Genomic DNA, 16,222 nt, shown 5'->3' with positions numbered 1-16,222 from the left:
ACATTGATCTGCTCAGCGGCATAAAGGCCGATGCCGTGGTCACAGGCCGTATAGAACTGTGTTACATCCTGCTGCCGCAGCTCCATGATTTTCTGCAAAAGCTCCTGTTTCATGGCAATCCCTATTAATTGGTGGAGGATCGGAGAAGATTGCGAGCATCGCTGCTGCGATTCCTGGAACTGGATTTTCAGGCAAGGGGAAGATTGTATTAAAAACCAAGACAAAACCATTAAAGATATGATTTGTCTAGAGTAGCCAGTGGTAGAAACTAGGTATGTGAGTAGCCCCGGTGAGTTTCAGATTTTCTCTGTACTCACCGGGCTTTTTTCGTTTTCTGCGCTTGTAGGGATTTTTATTGGACAGCAACTATGCTAAAATTATTTTTGAAAAGCAGGAACAATCGACGCTTGCTTATGCCGTTAAAAAATAAAGGGGATAATGTACAATAAGTTGCGCAAATTGAAAACCGCATAAAAGAAGACATAGCTTGCAGGCTCTGGTAGAATGAAGTCACGACACACCATTCTGAAAGGAGACAGCAAACTATGTCCGAGAAAATTGTACAGCTGAATGAGGAAATTATCAAGGGGCAGCTCAAAGAATTAGTTCGAGGAAGTGTAGAAGAAACCCTGAACGAGCTGCTGGAGAAGGAGGCGGAGTCGCTGACGCAGGCGGCGCGCTACGAGCGCAGCGAGGCCCGTCAGGGCTACCGCAGCGGTCACTACGACCGCAGCCTCACCACGACCTCCGGCGACGTCACGCTCCATGTACCCCGACTCAAGGGCGTGTCCTTCGAGACAGCCATCATTGAGCGGTATCGCCGCCGGGAGAGCAGCGTGGAGGAGGCCCTCATCGAGATGTACCTGGCAGGCGTTTCCGTGCGCCGTGTGGAGGACATCACGGAGATACTGTGGGGCAGCAAGGTCTCGCCCGCCACCATCAGCGAGCTGAACAAGAAAGCCTGCGTTCACATCGAGGATTGGCGCAACCGCCCGTTACAGGGCGGACGGTATCCATACGTCTACGTGGACGGCATCTACCTGTGCCGCAACTGGGGTGGAGAGTACGAAAATGTTGCTGTTTTGGTGGCAATCGCCGTGAATGAGGACGGTTTTCGCGAGGTTTTGGGGGCCGCTGAAGGAATGAAAGAGGACAAGGCCAGTTGGGTCAGCTTCTTCCAGTGGCTCTGTGGACGCGGACTGGATGGTGTGAAGCTCATCGTCGGCGACAAGTGCATGGGGATGCTGGAGGCCGTGGGCGAAGTGTTCCCCGAGGCCAAATACCAACGCTGCACGGTACATTTCTACCGCAACGTTTTCTCTGTTGTGCCTAAATCCAAGGTCAAAATTGTGGCAAAAATGCTCAAGGCGATCCACGCCCAGGAGAGCAAAAAGGCGTCCCGCGAGAAGGCGAAAGCCGTGGTCGCCGAGCTGCGCGCCATGAAGCTGAAGGAGGCTGCCAAGAAGGTCGAGGACGGCATTGAGGAGACGCTGACCTACTGTGATTTTCCTGGCGAACATTGGACCCGTATCCGCACCAACAACGTGATCGAGCGGCTGAACCGTGAGATCCGCCGACGGACGCGGGTGGTAGGGACGTTCCCTGACGGCAACTCCGCCCTGATGCTGGTCTGCGCGAGGCTGCGCCACGTGGCGGGCACCCAGTGGGGCTGCAAGAAATACATGAACATGAAGCACCTGGAGGCGGCTCTGAATGACGCCTCTATTGCCGGCTGACTTCATTCAGCCGGAGCCTGCAAATAATTTTGCGCATAAATCTTGACGGCACCTGACCGTTTTCAAGGATAGCCTACTGTTCTTCAAAAGCGCTTTGCCCATAGAGCTGCGCTCCTTCCCCCGCGGGGCGCAAAAAAGGGGAAGCCGATCTCTCAGCTTCCCCTTAAAAATCTCTTGATTTTTCAGTGCCTTCGGCTTACTTGAAGTAGCGCTCCAGCAGGCCCTTGAGCGCCTTGCCGTGGCGGGCCTCGTCGCGGGCCATCTCATGGACGGTGTCGTGAATGGCGTCAAGGCCGTTCTTCTTCGCGCAGGCAGCCAGCTCGAACTTGCCGTTGGTCGCGCCGAACTCACAGTCCACACGCCAGGCGAGGTTCTTCTTGGTGGAATCGGTCATGTTGCTCTCGAGGTCGCTGCCGAGGAGCTCCGCGAACTTGGCGGCGTGCTCGGCTTCCTCGTAGGCGGCCTTCTCCCAGTACAGGCCGATCTCGGGATAGCCCTCGCGGTGCGCGATGCGCGCCATGCACAGGTACATACCGACCTCGCTGCACTCGCCGTTGAAGTTGGCCATGAGCTGATCGAAGATATACTTCTTGTCCTCTTCGCTGATTTGGTCGTTGTTCTTCACGGTCTTGGCATAGACGCCGAACTCATGCTCGGCGGCGAGCTTCATCTCGCCCTTGACTTCCTCGAACATATTGCTCTTGGCGTGGCACACGGGGCACTCCGCGGGCGCCTCGGGACCTTCATAGATATAACCGCAAACCTTGCAGACCCACTTTTTCATATTCGTATCCTCCATTTGATTTTGTTGGAATTTTTAGGTTGCTTGCCTTTGTGAGCTTAGTGTAGCATAGTATTTGCAGTTTTGCAAAGTTGCATTTGCAACTTTGCGGTAAAATTTTTATGAATTTCTTGCCATTGCCCTGAGAATACGCGGGGCAAGGAGCACACTGACGACGATCTTCAGGCAGTCGCCGGGGAGATAGGGCAGCATATAGGCCGTGGCGAGCTTCGCCGCGCTGACGGCTCCGCCGTTGTAGACGTTTACGATGAGCGCGATGTAGGGCAGGCCGATGGCGTAAAGCACAGCGAAGCCGGCGGCGCAGGCGAGCGCGAGACGCAGCGGCGTGCGGTTTTTCTCCGCGAGCCTGCCGATGACCCACGCGGCGGGGATCAGACCGAGCAGAAAGCCGAAGGTGGGATTGAACACATAGCTGAAGCCGCCGCCGGCAGCGAAGATGGGAAGCCCCACCAGACCGAGACCGACGTAGAGCGCCTGCGAGAGCGCGCCGAGCCTGGCACCGAGCAACAGTCCGGCCATGGCGGTGAAGAAGCACTGCAGCGTGATGGTCGCGTGCATGAATTGGAAGTGGAGGAACGCGCCGATGGCGGTCAGGGCGGCGAACAGGGCGCAGTAGATGAGGTCTCTTGTTTTCATGGGGCTGCCTTTCTTTTTCTCAATAGGATGGGGCCAGTGTAGCACAGCACGGAGTCTCTGTCAACCTAAAATTTTATATAGGTTTACAGGAAGGGTAACCGAAACGGGGAGAATGGCATCTCCCCGTTTTGTAAGCTCAGACGTTGAAGCGAAAATAGATCATGTCGCCGTCCTTGACGACGTAGTCCTTGCCCTCGCTGCGCAGCAGCCCCTTCTCCTTGGCGGCGGCCACGGAGCCGCAGGCGATCATCTCGGAGAAGTTGATGGTCTCGGCACGGATGAAGCCGCGCTCGATGTCGGAGTGGATCTTGCCGGCGGCCTGTGGAGCCTTCGTACCCTTGACGATGGTCCACGCGCGGCACTCGTCCTCGCCGTAGGTGAGGAAGGAGATAAGACCCAGCAGCGTATAGGAGCACTGGATTAGACGGTCCAGGCCGGACTTTTCGATGCCCAGCTCCTCAAGGAACATGGCGCGGTCGTCGCCGTCCAGCTCAGCAATGTCCTGCTCGAGCTTGGCGCAGATGGGCAGCACCTCCGCGCCCTCCTTTGCCGCCAAATCGGCGACGAGCTTATAATATTTGTTGGAGTCCTTGTCGGCAAAGCCGTCCTCGTCCATGTTTGCGGCGTAGATGATGGGCTTGAGGCTGAGCAGGTCGGCGGTGGCGATCAGCTCGGCGTCCTCCTTGCTGTCGGCTTCAAAGGTGCGCGCGCTCTTACCGGCGTCGAGGTGCGCGGCGAGTGCCTTGAATACGTCCGCCTCGTGCAGGAACTTCTTGTCGCCCTTGGCCATCTTCGCGGCCTTTTCCACGCGGCGGTTCACCATTTCGAGGTCGGCCATGATGAGTTCGAGGTCGATCGTTTCAATGTCGCCGATGGGATCGACGGGCACGTTCGTGCTGGCGTCGGCGACGACGTGCATGATGTTCTCGTCATCGAAGCAGCGCACGACGTGAACGATGGCGTCCGTGCGGCGGATGTTCTCCAGAAACTTGTTGCCCAAGCCCGCGCCCTGGCTGGCGCCCTTGACAAGGCCTGCGATGTCCACGAATTCGATGACCGCGGGGGTCTTCTTCTTGGGGTGGTACATCTCGGCGAGCTTGTCCAGCCGCTCGTCGGGCACAGCCACCATGCCGACGTTCGGCTCGATGGTGCAGAACGGATAGTTGGCGCTCTCCGCGCCGGCGTTGGTGATGGCGTTGAACAGGGTGGACTTGCCGACGTTCGGCAGCCCGACGATACCTAATTTCATAAAGGAAAGCCTCCTTTTATTTTTCAGCAAAACATTCTATCACGCCGGGGCGCAAAACGCAAGACATTCCGCCGCCTTTTGAAAAAGGCTGAATATTTAGAATAAATGCGAGAGAACTCGAAAAGAGTTTTCCCGCATTTATTTTTTTATCTATTTGCATGGAAAAGGAGGAGGCGAGCGGCTTGGGCAAGAGACATTTGACGTTGAAAGACCGCGTAGAGCTGGAGGAACTTTACAACAAGGGGCGCTGTGTCGAGGAGATCGCCGCGAAGCTGAAAGTGCATCGGTCTACCGTATATAACGAACTGAAACGGGGAGACACCGGGGAAATGGACAGCAACGGGCGCATCGGTTACAGCGCGGAGCTGGCACAGCAGGAGATCATCAACAACTACAGGCGGCGTAGGACGGCCCGCGCTGCCTCTGAGTAAGCGGAGGGACAAGCTATGAGGACGGCATACTGTGAAATGAAGCGCGGCGGCCTGACAATCGAGCGCCGTTCCCGGCGGAGCCGGACGGAAGCACAGCGGCGGAAGATGGTGCGTGTGCGGGAGAACATCGGCGCGGCCATGATGCTGTTGGGCTTTCTGCTCCTGATGGCAATAGGCGGCGCGGAGGATTTGACGGTGATCTTCCTCGGAGGGCTTGCGGGTCTCGGCATGATGCTGTTGGGCGGCTGGCTGGGCCATGCGTTCTACGGACAGGAAAAGAACGCGGAATGGCTGCGGCGGGAGCGGGCCGAAGATGAACTTTGATCGGAGCAGCTACCAAAACAGCGTCCGGCGGGCGCGTGAGGAACGCTGGCGGGTCAGAGGCCGGGCGCGGGTAGTGCATCCAAAGTACGGGGCCGTGGTGGTGCCGCACCGGTCGAACTACGCCGCACTACTGAACGCGGCGGAATACTGGGGCTGCGAATGGACAGACATACGGGACGCGGAGGTATGGGCCGTGCCGGGCGGCACGGCGGTGGTTATACCAAAAGAATTTTGCGGGAGGAATTGAATATGAAAGTGAAAATCAACACCCATGGAAACGCCTTGCCGGAGGTTCACGGCGAATGGATAGACCTTTGCACCGCAGAGGATGTCACGCTGGACTTTCTGGAGTACAAGATCATTTCCTTGGGTGTTTCCATTGAGATACCGGCGGGCTACTACGCGCACGTCGTTCCCCGTTCCTCGACCTTTGGCAAGTGGGGCATCCTGCTGGCGAACAGCATGGGCGTGATCGAGAATGACTATTGCGGTGACGGCGATGTGTGGGGCTATCCGGCGCTGTGCCTGCGGAAAGAGGGAACGCACATTCCGAAAGGAACGCGCATCTGCCAGTTCCGCCTTGTGGAGAAAGCGCCGGACATGGAGTTTGTGCAGGTGGAGAGCTTGGGCAACCGTGATCGCGGCGGCTTTGGCAGCACCGGCGAGCAGGTACATACCGGCGGCACGGCGGAACGGAACAAGCCGGAGCGGAACAGCCGCGTGGAGCGAATGTTCGGCGAGCGGGAGAGCTGGGCCACGGCGGAGGACGACAGGACGCAGGGGCCATACAAGGGCTTTCTGCTGGTGGTGTGCGAGGAGTGCGGCGCGGTCAAGGCGTTCTGCGCGAAGCGGGAAACGTACAGCTTCCGGTGTCAGGAGTGCGGACACGAAACGACGCTGGAGGGTCTGCGGCCCATGTTCATGCACTGTAAGTGCGGTAAGTCGTTCCGCTACAAGACCAATGCGGAGACGAAGACCATCACCCATAGCTGCTTGGACTGCAAGGCACCCGTGGATATGGAGCTGAACGGGAAAGGCACCGCCTATGTGACCATAGGCGTGAGAGGTGGAAAGCGATGAAAGATATTCTGTATGGCTTGGGCGCGGTGCTGCTGCTTGCGCTGATGGTGATTTGGGGGCTGGCGCTGGCGCTGGCCGGGCCTGCCCTGCTGAAATTCTGCATTCTGTATCTGTTTGGGTAAAGGAGGCGGCGGGAATGAAGCTATCGAAATTTGCAAACTTGGTCAAGAACGGAGGCCGGTGCGCCGTACTCCATGTGGCGGGCAGCGGGATTTGGCTATCTACCGGCACGGCAATCTACCGGGCGACGGAGCTGCCGGACATGGAGGGCAGCGAGCAGGTGCGAACGGTGTTGGACATGACGGCGGGCGCATGGAAAAAAGTGTATCTGACCGAGGACTGGCCGGGGAGTATCAACAATGTGCTGGGACTGAACCTTGCACCGTATGCGCAGGGCGAGCAGGACACGGAAAAACTGAAAGTGGCGGCGGCTCCCAACGGGCTATGGTGTTCCGCCTGCCGCTGCAAGGTGGATGGCGAGCTGATCTTCTACAACGAGGCGTATCTTGCGCCGCTGGCGGAGGAGATCAAGAAAAGCGAATACATCTATTACACGGCGCGGCAGACCGAAGCGGGACAGCGGTATCTTGTGGTGCATGACGGCATGGATGTACTGGCAGCCATCATGCCCATGAACATTCTGAAAGAGGAATACATCAACGATCTTGCGGAATTTCAGGCGCTCTGCATGGAGCAGTTCTACAAGGATAAGGAGCGCCGGGAGGCGGTTATCGAGGAGGCCGAGGACGACGCGGAGGACGCGGGGCAGATCGGAATGGAGGGTGTGGAAGATGGAGAATGAACGGGCCATTGAGATTTTAGACCCGGAACACCGGGAGGCGTATGAGAGCCTTGAGCCGGTGAACGAGGCTTGCCGGATGGGTGTGGAGGCGCTGCGGCGGCGTGTGCCGGAAAGCCCATACCCTGACGGGGACGCGGGTGTACTGGCCTGCCGTCCTGCGGGAGCGGTGAATACCTGCACAACGAGGACGGAAACCGCTGCCGCTTCTGCGGGCAATGCGGACAGGCGATTGACTGGGACGCGGAGGCAGAGTGATGAACTGCACTATTCTGCAAGGTGACGCGCTGGAGCTGCTGCGGACGCTGCCACCAGAAAGCGTACATACCTGCGTGACCTCCCCACCCTACTATAATTTGCGAGATTACGGAGTGGAGGGGCAGATCGGGAACGAGGCCAGCGTGGAGGAATATCTGCAGAAGCTGGTCGCAGTTTTTCGTGAGGTTCGACGGGTACTGCGGCAAGACGGAACTCTGTGGGTGAATGTGGGCGATAGCTATGCCACCAAATCAGGGAACCAGCCGCCGACGAACACCCGCAATTCCTGCGGACACACCGCAAAGCGCGTACCGCAGGGGTACAAGAAAAAAGACCTGATCGGCATACCTTGGCAGTTGGCCTTTGCCCTCCGTGCAGACGGTTGGTATTTGCGGCAAGACATCATTTGGCAGAAGCCGAACTGTATGCCGGAGAGCGTAAATGACCGATGCACGAGGTCACATGAGTACATCTTCCTGCTGTCAAAGTCAGCGCACTATTATTTCAACGCGGCGGCAATCAGCGAACCAGTCACATCGGCCAAAGGAAACGCAAGGACGTTTCGCGGCGGCGGAGCCTATACCGGCGGTCGATCTCACGACAACAGCGCACAGGTGGAGCGTGAGAGCCACGGGAACAGTAAAAACAAGACGGGACGCAGGAACAAGCGGAGCGTCTGGAGCGTAAGCACAAACGGATTTCGCGGCGCACACTTCGCCACATTCCCGGAAAAGCTGATCGAGCCGTGTATTTTAGCGGGTTGCCCAGAGGGCGGCGTTGTACTTGACCCATTTGCGGGCAGCGGCACAGCAGGCGTGGTGGCAAAACGCATGGGGCGCGGTTTCGTGGGATGTGAGATCAATCCCTCGTATGTAGAAATGGCCGCCAGAAGAATAGCGGAGGTGGAGTGATGGATTGCTACAACTGCAAAGCGAAAAGTGTTTGCGCGGCGGTGGTGCAGCCCGGCTCCGTGATATGTCTGATGAACCGCATGAGATACTGCGGGACACACGCAGAGGAAGAACCACGGCGACAGCAGGGCGACTATTGCCAGTATTGTGGGCATCGCCTGCGGGAGATCGGACGCGAGCGCTTCTGCAACAATGTGAACTGCCAAAACCGATATGTGAACGTATGAGGGTATGCCATGGATATTAAGTATTTTAAGCCGAGGCAGACCGTGTACATCGTTGGAGACGCACGGCGGCCAAGAGATAAATTCTCCGTAGTAAAAGCGGAGGTCGCAAAGGTGGGCCGAAAGTATGTAACCATCAGCGGAAGATGGGGAGAACGGTTTCGGGAAGCGCACAACAGGGATATGCCGTATCTCATTGAGGAAACAGAGTATGGCTCACCGCGCCTCTTGTTTCCGTCGGAGGATGCTGTACGCGAGTACCAAGAACGTGAGGAACTGAAAGAGTGGGTGCGGGTTGCCGCTGGCTGGGACAAAATAGGCCGCTATACCCTCGAACAGCTCCGCGCCGTAAAGAGAATTCTGGAGGGATAAACCATGAGCGAGAAAAGCGCGGTATATGAGTGCGTAGACCGGGAGCATGACGCTTGGCGGTGCCGGGCGTGTGGGTACATCGAGAATTTCGAGGCAGACGGGCCGACGGAAAACGGCTGGCACTTCTGCCCCGGCTGCGGGCGGGAGATCATCGTGGAAGCGGTCAATCCGTGTCCGTTCGACAATGAAAACTGTATGTGCCAATTCTGCGAAACGCCGTGCAACAACGGATTGAACTGCTCTGACTGCGCCCACGAGGGAAAAACGGTGCATGATGTGCTTCTCTGCACGGGCTTTAACGGGAGCATGGAGCAGTACACAGAAAACTGGAAGCGGAAGCAGATGGCGAAGTTGGGAGGCGAGCGGGAATGAAAGTGTATCTGGCCGGAAAGATCACGGGAGACCCGAACTACAGGGAGAAATTCGCGGCGGCGGCGAAGAAGCTGGAGGAGCGGGCCGGTGTAACGGTGATTTCTCCGGCGGTCACGCCGGAGGGGCTGAAAAAGGCGGACTATATGCGCATCTGCTTTGCCATGCTGGAGAGCGCCGACACGGCGGTGTTCCTGCCGGATTGGGAGGACAGCCCCGGCGCACAGCTTGAAAAGCACTGGTGCGAGTACGTTGGGAAAAAGATGGTGTTTCTGATGGAGGAGTGACGATGCTGGAGGAAAAGCATGGGAGAGGTTAATTGCCTGCGGTGCGAATACAGGCACAAAGACAACGGAAACTGCACGGCGACCGGAGGGTTCTGCACGGCTGTACCTGCGGCGCACTGCCCGCTGTTGCAAAAATACTTGGATACGGGGATAGCACCGGAAAATGCAACTTCCGTATACGCTACGGATGTTGTGCCGGTGGTGCGGTGCAAGGACTGCAAGAAAAGCGATGTAACAGAGTTTGGAAAACGGTATTGCAAGGAGCCGATGGGGAGCTTTTATGGGTGTATCCCGGTGGAGGATGATTATTTCTGTTCCGGCGGACGGAGAAAGGAGGGCGCGGAATGAGCGGGAGAACAACAGAGCGTATTCTGAACGCGGCGGCAAAGGGGCTGCTGTTTCTGTTCCTGTATGTGATGCTCGGCCTGTGCTGGATTGGCGCAGAATGCGTCTTTGAGGGCATCGTGCATGAAAGCAGGGTTGACGGTGTTGTGCTGGCGTGGCTATGCTGGCTGATCGTGGGAGAAATCGAGCAGTTCGAGCGGAAAATCAGAGGTGACAGGAGATGAAGCCGCTGCTTTGCCGCTTGGGGCTGCACAGCCCGTGCAAGGCGGAATACATAGAGGTCACACGCCGCCGGAGCGACCGGCACGGCGGGAAGTATCACACGAATTACATCTGCTGCCGCAGGTGCGGGAAGCTGTGCTACCGGATGCGGCGGCGCAGGGAGAAAACGATATGAAATGCGAGCTATACCACGATAATTTTCAGAATTTCAAGCGGTACAATGTGCCGAAAGCCCAGCTTGTGATCGCGGACATCCCGTACAACATCGGCGCGGATGCCTATGCCAGCAATCCCATGTGGTATCAGGGCGGCGACAACAAGAACGGGGAAAGTAAGCTGGCAAAGCAGAGCTTTTTCCACACGGACGGTACGTTCAAGATCGCGGAGTATATGCACTTCTGCAACAGGCTGTTGAAAAAAGAGCCAAAGGAAAAGGGACAGGCTCCGGCAATGATCGTGTTCTGTGCCTTTGAGCAGATGCAGACCGTGATCGAGTACGGAAAGCGGTACGGATTTGCAAAAAGCTATCCGCTATTTTTCTGCAAGAACTATTCCGCGCAGGTATTAAAAGCCAACATGAAGATCGTGGGCGCGACGGAATTTGCGGTCGTCCTCTACCGGGACAAGCTGCCGAAGTTCCGCAACGTCGGCGAGGACGGCGAAAAGCACATGGTTTTTGACTGGTTCCGCTGGGAGCGGGACAGCCGAAAGGAGTACCCGAAGATACACCCCACGCAAAAGCCGGTGGGCGTGTTGAAACGCCTGATCGAAGTGTTCACAGACCCCGGCGACGTGGTGATCGACCCGGTGGCCGGGAGCGGCACCACATTACGCGCAGCCTACGAGCTGGGGCGCAGCGCCTACGGGTTCGAGGTGGACAAGAGTTTCTACGAGGCGGCGAGAGAAAAGATGCTCGCGCCGATCTTGATGGAGAAAACGACAATCTGACGACCGGAGGCGGTCGCGCCGTGAGAGCGGCGCGGCCTTGCCGGTTGAAGCGAGACCTGTTTCCGGCGGTGCCGGAGAGAATTTCTGTTGCGGCCGAGGGGCCGCAATGGGCTGGTATACCAGCAGTAAGTTAAGGGACAAGCCATGAAACAGGGGTGTGCCTGACGGCATACGACTGTTGAAATGGCCCGTATGCAAGCCGGTGACGGCGCATACACGCAAAAACGAGGGAGGCGTGGCCGCATGAGCCTGTATTATCGGGAACAAAAGCATATCTGCGGCAAGGACTACGCCACGGCGGGGTACATGGAGGTTGATCTGTACCCCGTGACACCGAAGCAGCACAAGGCGAGCCGGAGAGCAAAGAAGAAAGAAGCCTGTACCCTCGCCCAGCAGACCTACAACGACAACCGCTCCAAGAGATACCATGTGCAGCTTGTAAACGCCAACTTCGGAAAGGGCGACTTCTCGTGGACGGGAACCTATGACGACGATCATCTGCCAGCGCCGGGAGACACCAAGCGGGCGGATATGGACTGGACGAATTACATCAAGCGGGTGTATCGCTGGTGCGATAAGAACGGCGTGGAGCGCCCGAAGTGGGTAGCCGCCACGGAGTACACAACGGTGATGGCAGACGGGACGATCTGTGGCCGCCATCATCACCACGCGATCATCCAGCACACAGAGGGACTGACCCGTGACGTGCTGGAGGAGCTGTGGAGCGATAAGAACGGAAACAGCATTGGCCTAACACGAGGGGAATATCTCACCGTTGACCACGGAAGCGTGGAGGGCCTTGTAAAATATATCAACAAGAACAAACGGTGCGCCCGAAGCTGGCGGCAGAGCCGTGGACTGGAAAAGCCCAAGACACCGCCGCCCAACGATACCAAGTGGAGCCGCAAAAAGCTGGAGGAGGCCAGCACCGTGTACATAGACGACGCTGCGTTCTGGGAGCAGAAATACCCCGGCTACACGCTCAACCGCGTGGAAACCAAGGTGAGCAACGCCGGGCAGCGGCATACCGTTGTGATCTTGCGCCGCGCCGAGTGTTGGCACGGGCGAGGAAATATATATCGGCCAAGGAGGAAATGAGAATGAACGATGCCGAACGTTTCGAGCAAATTTTTCTGTCACAGGTGACGAGACCGGGTGCGGACAAGCTGCTGGAGTGGCTGAAAAGCACAGACTTCTTCACGGCTCCGGCCAGCACACGGTTTCACGGGGCCTATCCGGGCGGGCTGGTGAAGCACAGCCTGAATGTGTATTATGCCCTACTGGGGAATTTCAATCTGCGCGGTCTGTATTCGCCGCAGACGCAGGCCATCGTGGCGCTGCTGCATGACGTGTGCAAGGCGAACTACTATGCCGGGGAATATCCCGACTACACCGTGAAAGATCAGATGCCCATGGGACACGGGGAGAAGTCTGTCTATCTCGTGATGAAGCACATGGAGCTGACGGACGACGAGGCACTTGCCATCCGCTGGCACATGGGCGCGTATGACGATGCTTTCCGTGGAGGGAGCCGTGCGCTGAATGCCGCCATGGAAAGAACGCCGCTTGTGCTGGAGCTACATTACGCGGACATGATAGCGACACAGAGAGAAAAGCACGAAGAGGTGCTGTGAATGGCGTACCGGCTGGAGCTATCCGATCTGCCGCCGCGTTACCGGGCGCAGGCAGAGGCACAGCTTGCCGGGCGCGGGAAAAAGCGGGGCGACACCATGACGGCGGCGGCCCGTGCCGCTGCCATGTCCGGGCTGAAATTTGACAGCCGGGGCGAGTATGAATACTACGTCGGCACCGTCGCGCCAAAGGTCGGACGCGGGGAGATCGTGAAGTGGGAAGCGCACCCGTGCTTTCTGTTGTTCCCGGCGGGGGAATACAACGGCGTGAAGCTGCGGAGCGTTCAGTACACGGCGGATTTCCGGCTGACCTATGCCGACGGCACCGTGGAGATCGTGGAGATCAAGAGCAAGTTTGTCCGGCGGATGCAGCGGGATTATCCTGTACGGCGGCGGGTGTTTCTGGAGCTGATCGCCCGTCCGGCGGGCTGGAAATTCACGGAGATCATCACGGCGGAGGACAAGGAAGAAATCAAACGCTGGCGGGAGCTGGCGGAGGAGGTATCATCATGTGGGAAAAACGGCTGACGCACTACGACAAAGACGGGCGCGTGTATTCCAGCAGGGGCTACGAGGTGGCCCTTGCAAAGCTGGCGTGGTTCGAGGACAGGGAGCAGAAACGGAAGGAAATGCCCGTGTGCGGCCTGTGCCAGCGGCACCAAAAGCTGGAGACCGTGGACGGCACGGCGTTTTGGTTGGAATACGGCGAGGATGGCAGGCCCCGCCTTGTGATGGACAGCACGGCGCGGGGCGGCGGGCTGAATGTGCTGTGCGCGGAGTTCTGCCCCATGTGCGGGCGGTTCTGCGGGAAACTGGAGGCGGAGCATGAGGAGAAATAAGCATATCCCGGCGCATTTTGGCACCAACGCGGCCCGTCAGGCGCAGACGCGCTATCTGCGTGGGAAAACGCCGGAGAGCGAGCGGGTGGAGAAAAACCGGGAGGCGGCGGGCCATGTGATCTCTTTGTGCTTCATGGTTGCGCTGCATGACCGCTACGGCATCGGGAAAGACAGGCTTGACCGCGTGATCAACTCCGCAAACGGCGCGTTGGAGCGGTTTGCCGTCAACAAGCGCGGCGTGGGCATGGAGCGGGCGAAAAAGAAGCTGAACGAGGAGCTGGAGGGCCTGCTGACAGAGCATTTTGTGCTGCCAGCGTCAAAAGCGCCGAAAAGCAACCGGGATTGGGCCTTGCTGGGCGAACGGCGGGAAGCGGCGGAGATCGTGGTGAAATGCTATGCGCTGGGGGCGCGTCAGGCCCTCGGCTTTGGCGTGGAGCGGCTGAATGAGACCGTCCGCGCCACGGAGGATGTATTCCGGCAGTTCAACGAGTGGGCCGAGGGTGGGGACTGGTTCGGCTACAATATGCTGGCCCGGCGTATGACGGATATTCTCGGCGAGCCGGTGGATGTGGACGAGAGCGACGCGAAAGAGCCGATCTTCGGGAAAACGCTGGATTGACACCACAGGCAAGAAGATTTGGCGCGGAGCCAAGAACAGGAGGCGACGGATGCGGTATGGTAGCGTGAAGCACATAGCCCTGTACTACAAGGCAATTCCGGGGATGCTGCGCCTGCTGCGGCAGGAGCGGGCGGAATTGGAGGGCAATTATTACGGACTGCGGGGGCTGGCGTGTGACGGGATGCCGCGCGGTTCGTCGCCGGGAAAGCCGACGGAGGAAAGCGGGCTGCGGGCGCTGGAAAACGGCGTGAGCGAGCGGCTGGCGGAGATCGCGGAGACGGAGCGGGTTTTGTCCGGGGATGAAGCCTGTATTCGCGCCTGTCTGGACGCGCTGAACGGTAAGTACAAAGAGGTCATTGTGATGCGCTATGTGCGTGGGTACAGTTGGGCGAAGATCAGCGCGAGACTTGGGACGGCGGACAGTACGGCCCGCGACTGGCACACAAGGGCCATGGAGCGGCTGGGCGAGGTACTGGAGGAGCTGCCGGAAGCGGAGGCGCTGGCCCGTCGCGCGTCGCGCGCGCGTACATAATAAGCGGCAAAAATTTTTGGGCCGTCCGGCGGGGCTGAGCAAGGGCTGCTTTGCCGACTGATCTTGCACCGGAACACAGCGGCGGCGGAACAGGAAAACCGGCCTTATAGGAACAAGTTTTTCAAGACTTCGCGCGTGGCGCGAAAGGGTTTCCGTGATCGTCGGGGCGGCGCTGGAAAAACAATTTGCGAATGGGAGGAAAAGACCGTGGATTTTGTGGATAAGCTGGTGGAGGGCATGAGGCGGCTTTTTGTGCGGAGAGCGAGGCGAAAAGCGCTCCGGCGGCGGTGCAGATACCTGTACAGCAGCAAGAGAAGATAAAAATGCCCCGGCGGGCCGTTTTGGTACGGTCTGCCGGGGTTTTGTTCTGCACGATAGCAAGTCGGATTTGTGTTATTCGTCGGCGGGGCTGTCAAGCTCCAGCGGGCGTCCCTCGCGCTTCATGCGTTCTTCGCAGGCTTGCAGCACATACGCCTGTACGCTCTGCCCGGCGGCCTTGGCAGCGGCGCGGATGGCGTTGCCGATGGGCTTAATGGGGCGGGCGCTGATGCGGTCGCATTTGGCGTTGTAAATGTCGTTGTTGCGGCGCTTGCTTTCGGGTATGGGCATGGTCAATCCTCCTTTTCTGGCTCGTCCGGGCAGTCTGTCAGGTCGATCAAGATGATCTCCGGCGGCTGCGGGGCGAGCTTATAATATTTTCCGTTTTCGTAGTGCTGGTCGGTCACGCCGTCATACCAGCATATATCGCCGTGTTGTGCCTGCGCCGCCTCCATGCGGTCTTGTGCTTGCTGCTCGGTGAGGCCGTCAAAGGTGAGGCGCTGGCCGTCGGCAAATTCGGCCACAAGGCGGTACGCGGGGAACACTTCGGGGACTTCGTTCATGGTCTGCCTCCCTGTTCGGTTTTGTTTTGTCGCATTATAACACGCGGGCGTGTAAAAGTCTACGGGGCAATTTTGGCGGAGGCGCGGGCTTTAAGCGCCGCACGGGCGGTTTTGTAGTCGGGGAATACTTCGGCGGCGGGAAACTCTTTCATGCAGCAGTTCCACTTGGGGCGCGAGGTCTTGCGGAGATAGACGATTTCGCCGCAGTCGTGTTCCAAGTACCATTTTTCCAGCGTTCCGTCGTGGTTGAGCGTGTATCTTGTGGGGGCTGTGGTCGTGGCCATGTTGCGTCCTTTCTCCCCGTCGTGCCGGTAGGTCAGCTCGTGGTTATTTTCTGGCGTGGAGCGCGAGAATATAGCAACCGGGACTTTCCTGCATCTGTGCGTCGGTGCGCTTGGTAAACTCGGCTTCGTTCAGAAGAACGGCGGGGGCATAAATGTCAGCCTTTACGACATCGCCGGTTTTGGGGTCGTAATGCTTCACGGCGTAGACGGCGTGATCTGCGCCGCTTTTTGTCATATCCAGATAGGCGGCCCGTCGCACTTCGTCCAGCATAGTGGCGAGGCCGGAGGCGTTTGTATAGCGCGGGACGAGGTAGGTGCTGCCGTCATGGAAGAAATACATGATGTTGGGATAGCTGTTCATGCCGTGTCCTTTCTGCCCTCGTGACCTCCGGGGCGGGTGTTTAACTTGCTGGCAACTTGCTGGTAACTTGCTGGGCGGTTTT

Annotated in this window: 27 protein-coding genes and 1 pseudogene; 21 read left to right on the top strand and 7 right to left on the bottom strand. The window is 58.2% G+C overall.

Annotation, left to right across the window (positions count from 1 at the left end; translation table 11 throughout):
* Positions 1 to 539: 539 nt before the first annotated feature.
* A pseudogene (locus KQI17_RS08175) lies at positions 540 to 1,736 on the top strand (IS256 family transposase); the annotation flags it as partial.
* A 196-nt stretch (positions 1,737 to 1,932) separates the two neighbouring features.
* Here the strand turns inward: KQI17_RS08175 and KQI17_RS08170 are convergent.
* From KQI17_RS08170 to ychF, 3 genes are all read right to left on the bottom strand, one after another.
* A complete protein-coding gene (locus KQI17_RS08170; RefSeq protein WP_022018244.1) occupies positions 1,933 to 2,520 on the bottom strand; it encodes an NADH peroxidase in 588 nt (195 codons plus the stop codon).
* Between the two features lie 117 nt (positions 2,521 to 2,637).
* Positions 2,638 to 3,174 (bottom strand): biotin transporter BioY, encoded by a 537-nt coding sequence (locus KQI17_RS08165; RefSeq protein ID WP_216495685.1) that lies wholly within the window; start codon positions 3,172 to 3,174, stop codon positions 2,638 to 2,640.
* A gap of 136 nt (positions 3,175 to 3,310) precedes the next feature.
* The gene (gene ychF, locus KQI17_RS08160; protein WP_216495684.1) at positions 3,311 to 4,423 is read right to left on the bottom strand and encodes a redox-regulated ATPase YchF; all 1,113 of its coding nucleotides are present in this window, start codon (positions 4,421 to 4,423) and stop codon (positions 3,311 to 3,313) included.
* Positions 4,424 to 4,605: 182 nt separating this feature from the next.
* On the opposite strand from ychF, the gene KQI17_RS08155 reads away from it, so the two are divergent.
* The 20 genes from KQI17_RS08155 (at position 4,606) to KQI17_RS08065 (ending at position 14,614) form a co-directional block, all read left to right on the top strand.
* Positions 4,606 to 4,854: a helix-turn-helix domain-containing protein gene (locus KQI17_RS08155; protein ID WP_216495683.1), complete on the top strand. Its 249-nt coding sequence runs from the start codon at positions 4,606 to 4,608 to the stop codon at positions 4,852 to 4,854.
* Positions 4,855 to 4,869: 15 nt separating this feature from the next.
* On the top strand, positions 4,870 to 5,178 hold the full coding sequence (locus KQI17_RS08150; RefSeq protein ID WP_216495682.1) for a hypothetical protein: 309 nt from the start codon (positions 4,870 to 4,872) through the stop codon (positions 5,176 to 5,178).
* 249 nt (positions 5,179 to 5,427) lie between these two features.
* Positions 5,428 to 6,258, top strand: coding sequence for a dUTP diphosphatase (locus KQI17_RS08145; RefSeq protein WP_216495681.1), 831 nt, complete (start codon positions 5,428 to 5,430; stop codon positions 6,256 to 6,258).
* Positions 6,255 to 6,380, top strand: a complete 126-nt coding sequence (locus KQI17_RS13790; protein WP_256445979.1) for a hypothetical protein — start codon at positions 6,255 to 6,257, stop codon at positions 6,378 to 6,380. The genes KQI17_RS08145 and KQI17_RS13790 overlap by 4 nt, the downstream gene beginning before the upstream one ends.
* A 14-nt stretch (positions 6,381 to 6,394) precedes the next feature.
* The gene (locus KQI17_RS08140; RefSeq protein ID WP_216495680.1) at positions 6,395 to 7,060 is read left to right on the top strand and encodes a hypothetical protein; all 666 of its coding nucleotides are present in this window, start codon (positions 6,395 to 6,397) and stop codon (positions 7,058 to 7,060) included.
* Positions 7,050 to 7,340, top strand: a complete 291-nt coding sequence (locus KQI17_RS08135; protein WP_216495679.1) for a hypothetical protein — start codon at positions 7,050 to 7,052, stop codon at positions 7,338 to 7,340. The genes KQI17_RS08140 and KQI17_RS08135 overlap by 11 nt, the downstream gene beginning before the upstream one ends.
* Positions 7,315 to 8,226 carry a site-specific DNA-methyltransferase gene (locus KQI17_RS08130; protein WP_216495678.1) on the top strand — a complete coding sequence of 304 codons (912 nt, stop codon included), beginning with the start codon at positions 7,315 to 7,317 and terminating at the stop codon, positions 8,224 to 8,226. The genes KQI17_RS08135 and KQI17_RS08130 overlap by 26 nt, the downstream gene beginning before the upstream one ends.
* Positions 8,226 to 8,453 (top strand): hypothetical protein, encoded by a 228-nt coding sequence (locus KQI17_RS08125; protein WP_216495677.1) that lies wholly within the window; start codon positions 8,226 to 8,228, stop codon positions 8,451 to 8,453. Before KQI17_RS08130 ends, KQI17_RS08125 begins: the two co-directional genes overlap by 1 nt.
* Before the next feature lie 9 nt (positions 8,454 to 8,462).
* The gene (locus tag KQI17_RS08120; protein WP_216495676.1) at positions 8,463 to 8,822 is read left to right on the top strand and encodes a hypothetical protein; all 360 of its coding nucleotides are present in this window, start codon (positions 8,463 to 8,465) and stop codon (positions 8,820 to 8,822) included.
* Positions 8,823 to 8,825: 3 nt separating this feature from the next.
* Positions 8,826 to 9,194: a hypothetical protein gene (locus KQI17_RS08115; protein ID WP_216495675.1), complete on the top strand. Its 369-nt coding sequence runs from the start codon at positions 8,826 to 8,828 to the stop codon at positions 9,192 to 9,194.
* A complete protein-coding gene (locus KQI17_RS08110; protein WP_216495674.1) occupies positions 9,191 to 9,478 on the top strand; it encodes a DUF4406 domain-containing protein in 288 nt (95 codons plus the stop codon). The genes KQI17_RS08115 and KQI17_RS08110 overlap by 4 nt, the downstream gene beginning before the upstream one ends.
* 344 nt (positions 9,479 to 9,822) lie before the next feature.
* Positions 9,823 to 10,047 (top strand): hypothetical protein, encoded by a 225-nt coding sequence (locus tag KQI17_RS08105; RefSeq protein ID WP_216495673.1) that lies wholly within the window; start codon positions 9,823 to 9,825, stop codon positions 10,045 to 10,047.
* Positions 10,044 to 10,220 carry a hypothetical protein gene (locus KQI17_RS08100; protein ID WP_216495672.1) on the top strand — a complete coding sequence of 59 codons (177 nt, stop codon included), beginning with the start codon at positions 10,044 to 10,046 and terminating at the stop codon, positions 10,218 to 10,220. Before KQI17_RS08105 ends, KQI17_RS08100 begins: the two co-directional genes overlap by 4 nt.
* A complete protein-coding gene (locus KQI17_RS08095) occupies positions 10,217 to 10,993 on the top strand; it encodes a site-specific DNA-methyltransferase (protein WP_216495671.1) in 777 nt (258 codons plus the stop codon). The genes KQI17_RS08100 and KQI17_RS08095 overlap by 4 nt, the downstream gene beginning before the upstream one ends.
* 243 nt (positions 10,994 to 11,236) lie before the next feature.
* Positions 11,237 to 12,091 carry a hypothetical protein gene (locus KQI17_RS08090; RefSeq protein WP_216495670.1) on the top strand — a complete coding sequence of 285 codons (855 nt, stop codon included), beginning with the start codon at positions 11,237 to 11,239 and terminating at the stop codon, positions 12,089 to 12,091.
* Positions 12,092 to 12,093: 2 nt separating this feature from the next.
* The gene (locus KQI17_RS08085; protein ID WP_216495669.1) at positions 12,094 to 12,627 is read left to right on the top strand and encodes a hydrolase; all 534 of its coding nucleotides are present in this window, start codon (positions 12,094 to 12,096) and stop codon (positions 12,625 to 12,627) included.
* On the top strand, positions 12,628 to 13,152 hold the full coding sequence (locus tag KQI17_RS08080; protein ID WP_216495668.1) for a DUF1064 domain-containing protein: 525 nt from the start codon (positions 12,628 to 12,630) through the stop codon (positions 13,150 to 13,152). It begins immediately after the preceding gene.
* Positions 13,134 to 13,463 carry a hypothetical protein gene (locus KQI17_RS08075; protein ID WP_216495667.1) on the top strand — a complete coding sequence of 110 codons (330 nt, stop codon included), beginning with the start codon at positions 13,134 to 13,136 and terminating at the stop codon, positions 13,461 to 13,463. Before KQI17_RS08080 ends, KQI17_RS08075 begins: the two co-directional genes overlap by 19 nt.
* Positions 13,450 to 14,082, top strand: a complete 633-nt coding sequence (locus KQI17_RS08070; protein WP_216495666.1) for a hypothetical protein — start codon at positions 13,450 to 13,452, stop codon at positions 14,080 to 14,082. The genes KQI17_RS08075 and KQI17_RS08070 overlap by 14 nt, the downstream gene beginning before the upstream one ends.
* A gap of 49 nt (positions 14,083 to 14,131) precedes the next feature.
* Entirely contained in the window at positions 14,132 to 14,614 is a 483-nt protein-coding gene (locus tag KQI17_RS08065; RefSeq protein WP_216495665.1) for an RNA polymerase sigma factor, read from the top strand.
* A 393-nt stretch (positions 14,615 to 15,007) separates the two neighbouring features.
* On the opposite strand, the gene KQI17_RS08060 is transcribed toward KQI17_RS08065, so the two are convergent.
* Genes KQI17_RS08060 through KQI17_RS08045 form a run of 4 tightly spaced genes read right to left on the bottom strand, consistent with a single transcriptional unit; the run spans position 15,008 to position 16,140 of the window.
* On the bottom strand, positions 15,008 to 15,223 hold the full coding sequence (locus KQI17_RS08060; RefSeq protein WP_148337001.1) for a hypothetical protein: 216 nt from the start codon (positions 15,221 to 15,223) through the stop codon (positions 15,008 to 15,010).
* A 2-nt stretch (positions 15,224 to 15,225) separates the two neighbouring features.
* Positions 15,226 to 15,495: a hypothetical protein gene (locus KQI17_RS08055; protein WP_216495664.1), complete on the bottom strand. Its 270-nt coding sequence runs from the start codon at positions 15,493 to 15,495 to the stop codon at positions 15,226 to 15,228.
* Positions 15,496 to 15,554: 59 nt separating this feature from the next.
* On the bottom strand, positions 15,555 to 15,779 hold the full coding sequence (locus KQI17_RS08050; protein WP_216495663.1) for a hypothetical protein: 225 nt from the start codon (positions 15,777 to 15,779) through the stop codon (positions 15,555 to 15,557).
* Positions 15,780 to 15,822: 43 nt separating this feature from the next.
* A complete protein-coding gene (locus tag KQI17_RS08045) occupies positions 15,823 to 16,140 on the bottom strand; it encodes a hypothetical protein (RefSeq protein WP_216495662.1) in 318 nt (105 codons plus the stop codon).
* Positions 16,141 to 16,222: the final 82 nt, after the last annotated feature.

Origin of the sequence: Oscillibacter sp. MSJ-31 (genome assembly GCF_018918025.1) — a bacterium.
Classification (GTDB): Bacteria; Bacillota; Clostridia; order Oscillospirales; family Oscillospiraceae; genus Hominicoprocola.
Note: the sequence above shows the minus strand (reverse complement) of the source record. Positions and strands in the feature narration are given on the sequence as shown.

What these genes read in the sequence shown, in the direction of transcription:
- KQI17_RS08170 (WP_022018244.1), bottom strand. Translation starts at nt 2,520, where the DNA reads ATGAAAAAGTGGGTCTGCAAGGTTTGCGGTTATATCTATGAAGGTCCC.
- KQI17_RS08165 (WP_216495685.1), bottom strand. Translation starts at nt 3,174, where the DNA reads ATGAAAACAAGAGACCTCATCTACTGCGCCCTGTTCGCCGCCCTGACC.
- ychF (WP_216495684.1), bottom strand. Translation starts at nt 4,423, where the DNA reads ATGAAATTAGGTATCGTCGGGCTGCCGAACGTCGGCAAGTCCACCCTG.
- KQI17_RS08150 (WP_216495682.1), top strand. Translation starts at nt 4,870, where the DNA reads ATGAGGACGGCATACTGTGAAATGAAGCGCGGCGGCCTGACAATCGAG.
- KQI17_RS08145 (WP_216495681.1), top strand. Translation starts at nt 5,428, where the DNA reads ATGAAAGTGAAAATCAACACCCATGGAAACGCCTTGCCGGAGGTTCAC.
- KQI17_RS13790 (WP_256445979.1), top strand. Translation starts at nt 6,255, where the DNA reads ATGAAAGATATTCTGTATGGCTTGGGCGCGGTGCTGCTGCTTGCGCTG.
- KQI17_RS08140 (WP_216495680.1), top strand. Translation starts at nt 6,395, where the DNA reads ATGAAGCTATCGAAATTTGCAAACTTGGTCAAGAACGGAGGCCGGTGC.
- KQI17_RS08135 (WP_216495679.1), top strand. Translation starts at nt 7,050, where the DNA reads ATGGAGAATGAACGGGCCATTGAGATTTTAGACCCGGAACACCGGGAG.
- KQI17_RS08130 (WP_216495678.1), top strand. Translation starts at nt 7,315, where the DNA reads ATGAACTGCACTATTCTGCAAGGTGACGCGCTGGAGCTGCTGCGGACG.
- KQI17_RS08125 (WP_216495677.1), top strand. Translation starts at nt 8,226, where the DNA reads ATGGATTGCTACAACTGCAAAGCGAAAAGTGTTTGCGCGGCGGTGGTG.
- KQI17_RS08120 (WP_216495676.1), top strand. Translation starts at nt 8,463, where the DNA reads ATGGATATTAAGTATTTTAAGCCGAGGCAGACCGTGTACATCGTTGGA.
- KQI17_RS08115 (WP_216495675.1), top strand. Translation starts at nt 8,826, where the DNA reads ATGAGCGAGAAAAGCGCGGTATATGAGTGCGTAGACCGGGAGCATGAC.
- KQI17_RS08110 (WP_216495674.1), top strand. Translation starts at nt 9,191, where the DNA reads ATGAAAGTGTATCTGGCCGGAAAGATCACGGGAGACCCGAACTACAGG.
- KQI17_RS08105 (WP_216495673.1), top strand. Translation starts at nt 9,823, where the DNA reads ATGAGCGGGAGAACAACAGAGCGTATTCTGAACGCGGCGGCAAAGGGG.
- KQI17_RS08100 (WP_216495672.1), top strand. Translation starts at nt 10,044, where the DNA reads ATGAAGCCGCTGCTTTGCCGCTTGGGGCTGCACAGCCCGTGCAAGGCG.
- KQI17_RS08095 (WP_216495671.1), top strand. Translation starts at nt 10,217, where the DNA reads ATGAAATGCGAGCTATACCACGATAATTTTCAGAATTTCAAGCGGTAC.
- KQI17_RS08090 (WP_216495670.1), top strand. Translation starts at nt 11,237, where the DNA reads ATGAGCCTGTATTATCGGGAACAAAAGCATATCTGCGGCAAGGACTAC.
- KQI17_RS08085 (WP_216495669.1), top strand. Translation starts at nt 12,094, where the DNA reads ATGAACGATGCCGAACGTTTCGAGCAAATTTTTCTGTCACAGGTGACG.
- KQI17_RS08080 (WP_216495668.1), top strand. Translation starts at nt 12,628, where the DNA reads ATGGCGTACCGGCTGGAGCTATCCGATCTGCCGCCGCGTTACCGGGCG.
- KQI17_RS08075 (WP_216495667.1), top strand. Translation starts at nt 13,134, where the DNA reads ATGTGGGAAAAACGGCTGACGCACTACGACAAAGACGGGCGCGTGTAT.
- KQI17_RS08070 (WP_216495666.1), top strand. Translation starts at nt 13,450, where the DNA reads ATGAGGAGAAATAAGCATATCCCGGCGCATTTTGGCACCAACGCGGCC.
- KQI17_RS08065 (WP_216495665.1), top strand. Translation starts at nt 14,132, where the DNA reads ATGCGGTATGGTAGCGTGAAGCACATAGCCCTGTACTACAAGGCAATT.
- KQI17_RS08060 (WP_148337001.1), bottom strand. Translation starts at nt 15,223, where the DNA reads ATGCCCATACCCGAAAGCAAGCGCCGCAACAACGACATTTACAACGCC.
- KQI17_RS08055 (WP_216495664.1), bottom strand. Translation starts at nt 15,495, where the DNA reads ATGAACGAAGTCCCCGAAGTGTTCCCCGCGTACCGCCTTGTGGCCGAA.
- KQI17_RS08050 (WP_216495663.1), bottom strand. Translation starts at nt 15,779, where the DNA reads ATGGCCACGACCACAGCCCCCACAAGATACACGCTCAACCACGACGGA.
- KQI17_RS08045 (WP_216495662.1), bottom strand. Translation starts at nt 16,140, where the DNA reads ATGAACAGCTATCCCAACATCATGTATTTCTTCCATGACGGCAGCACC.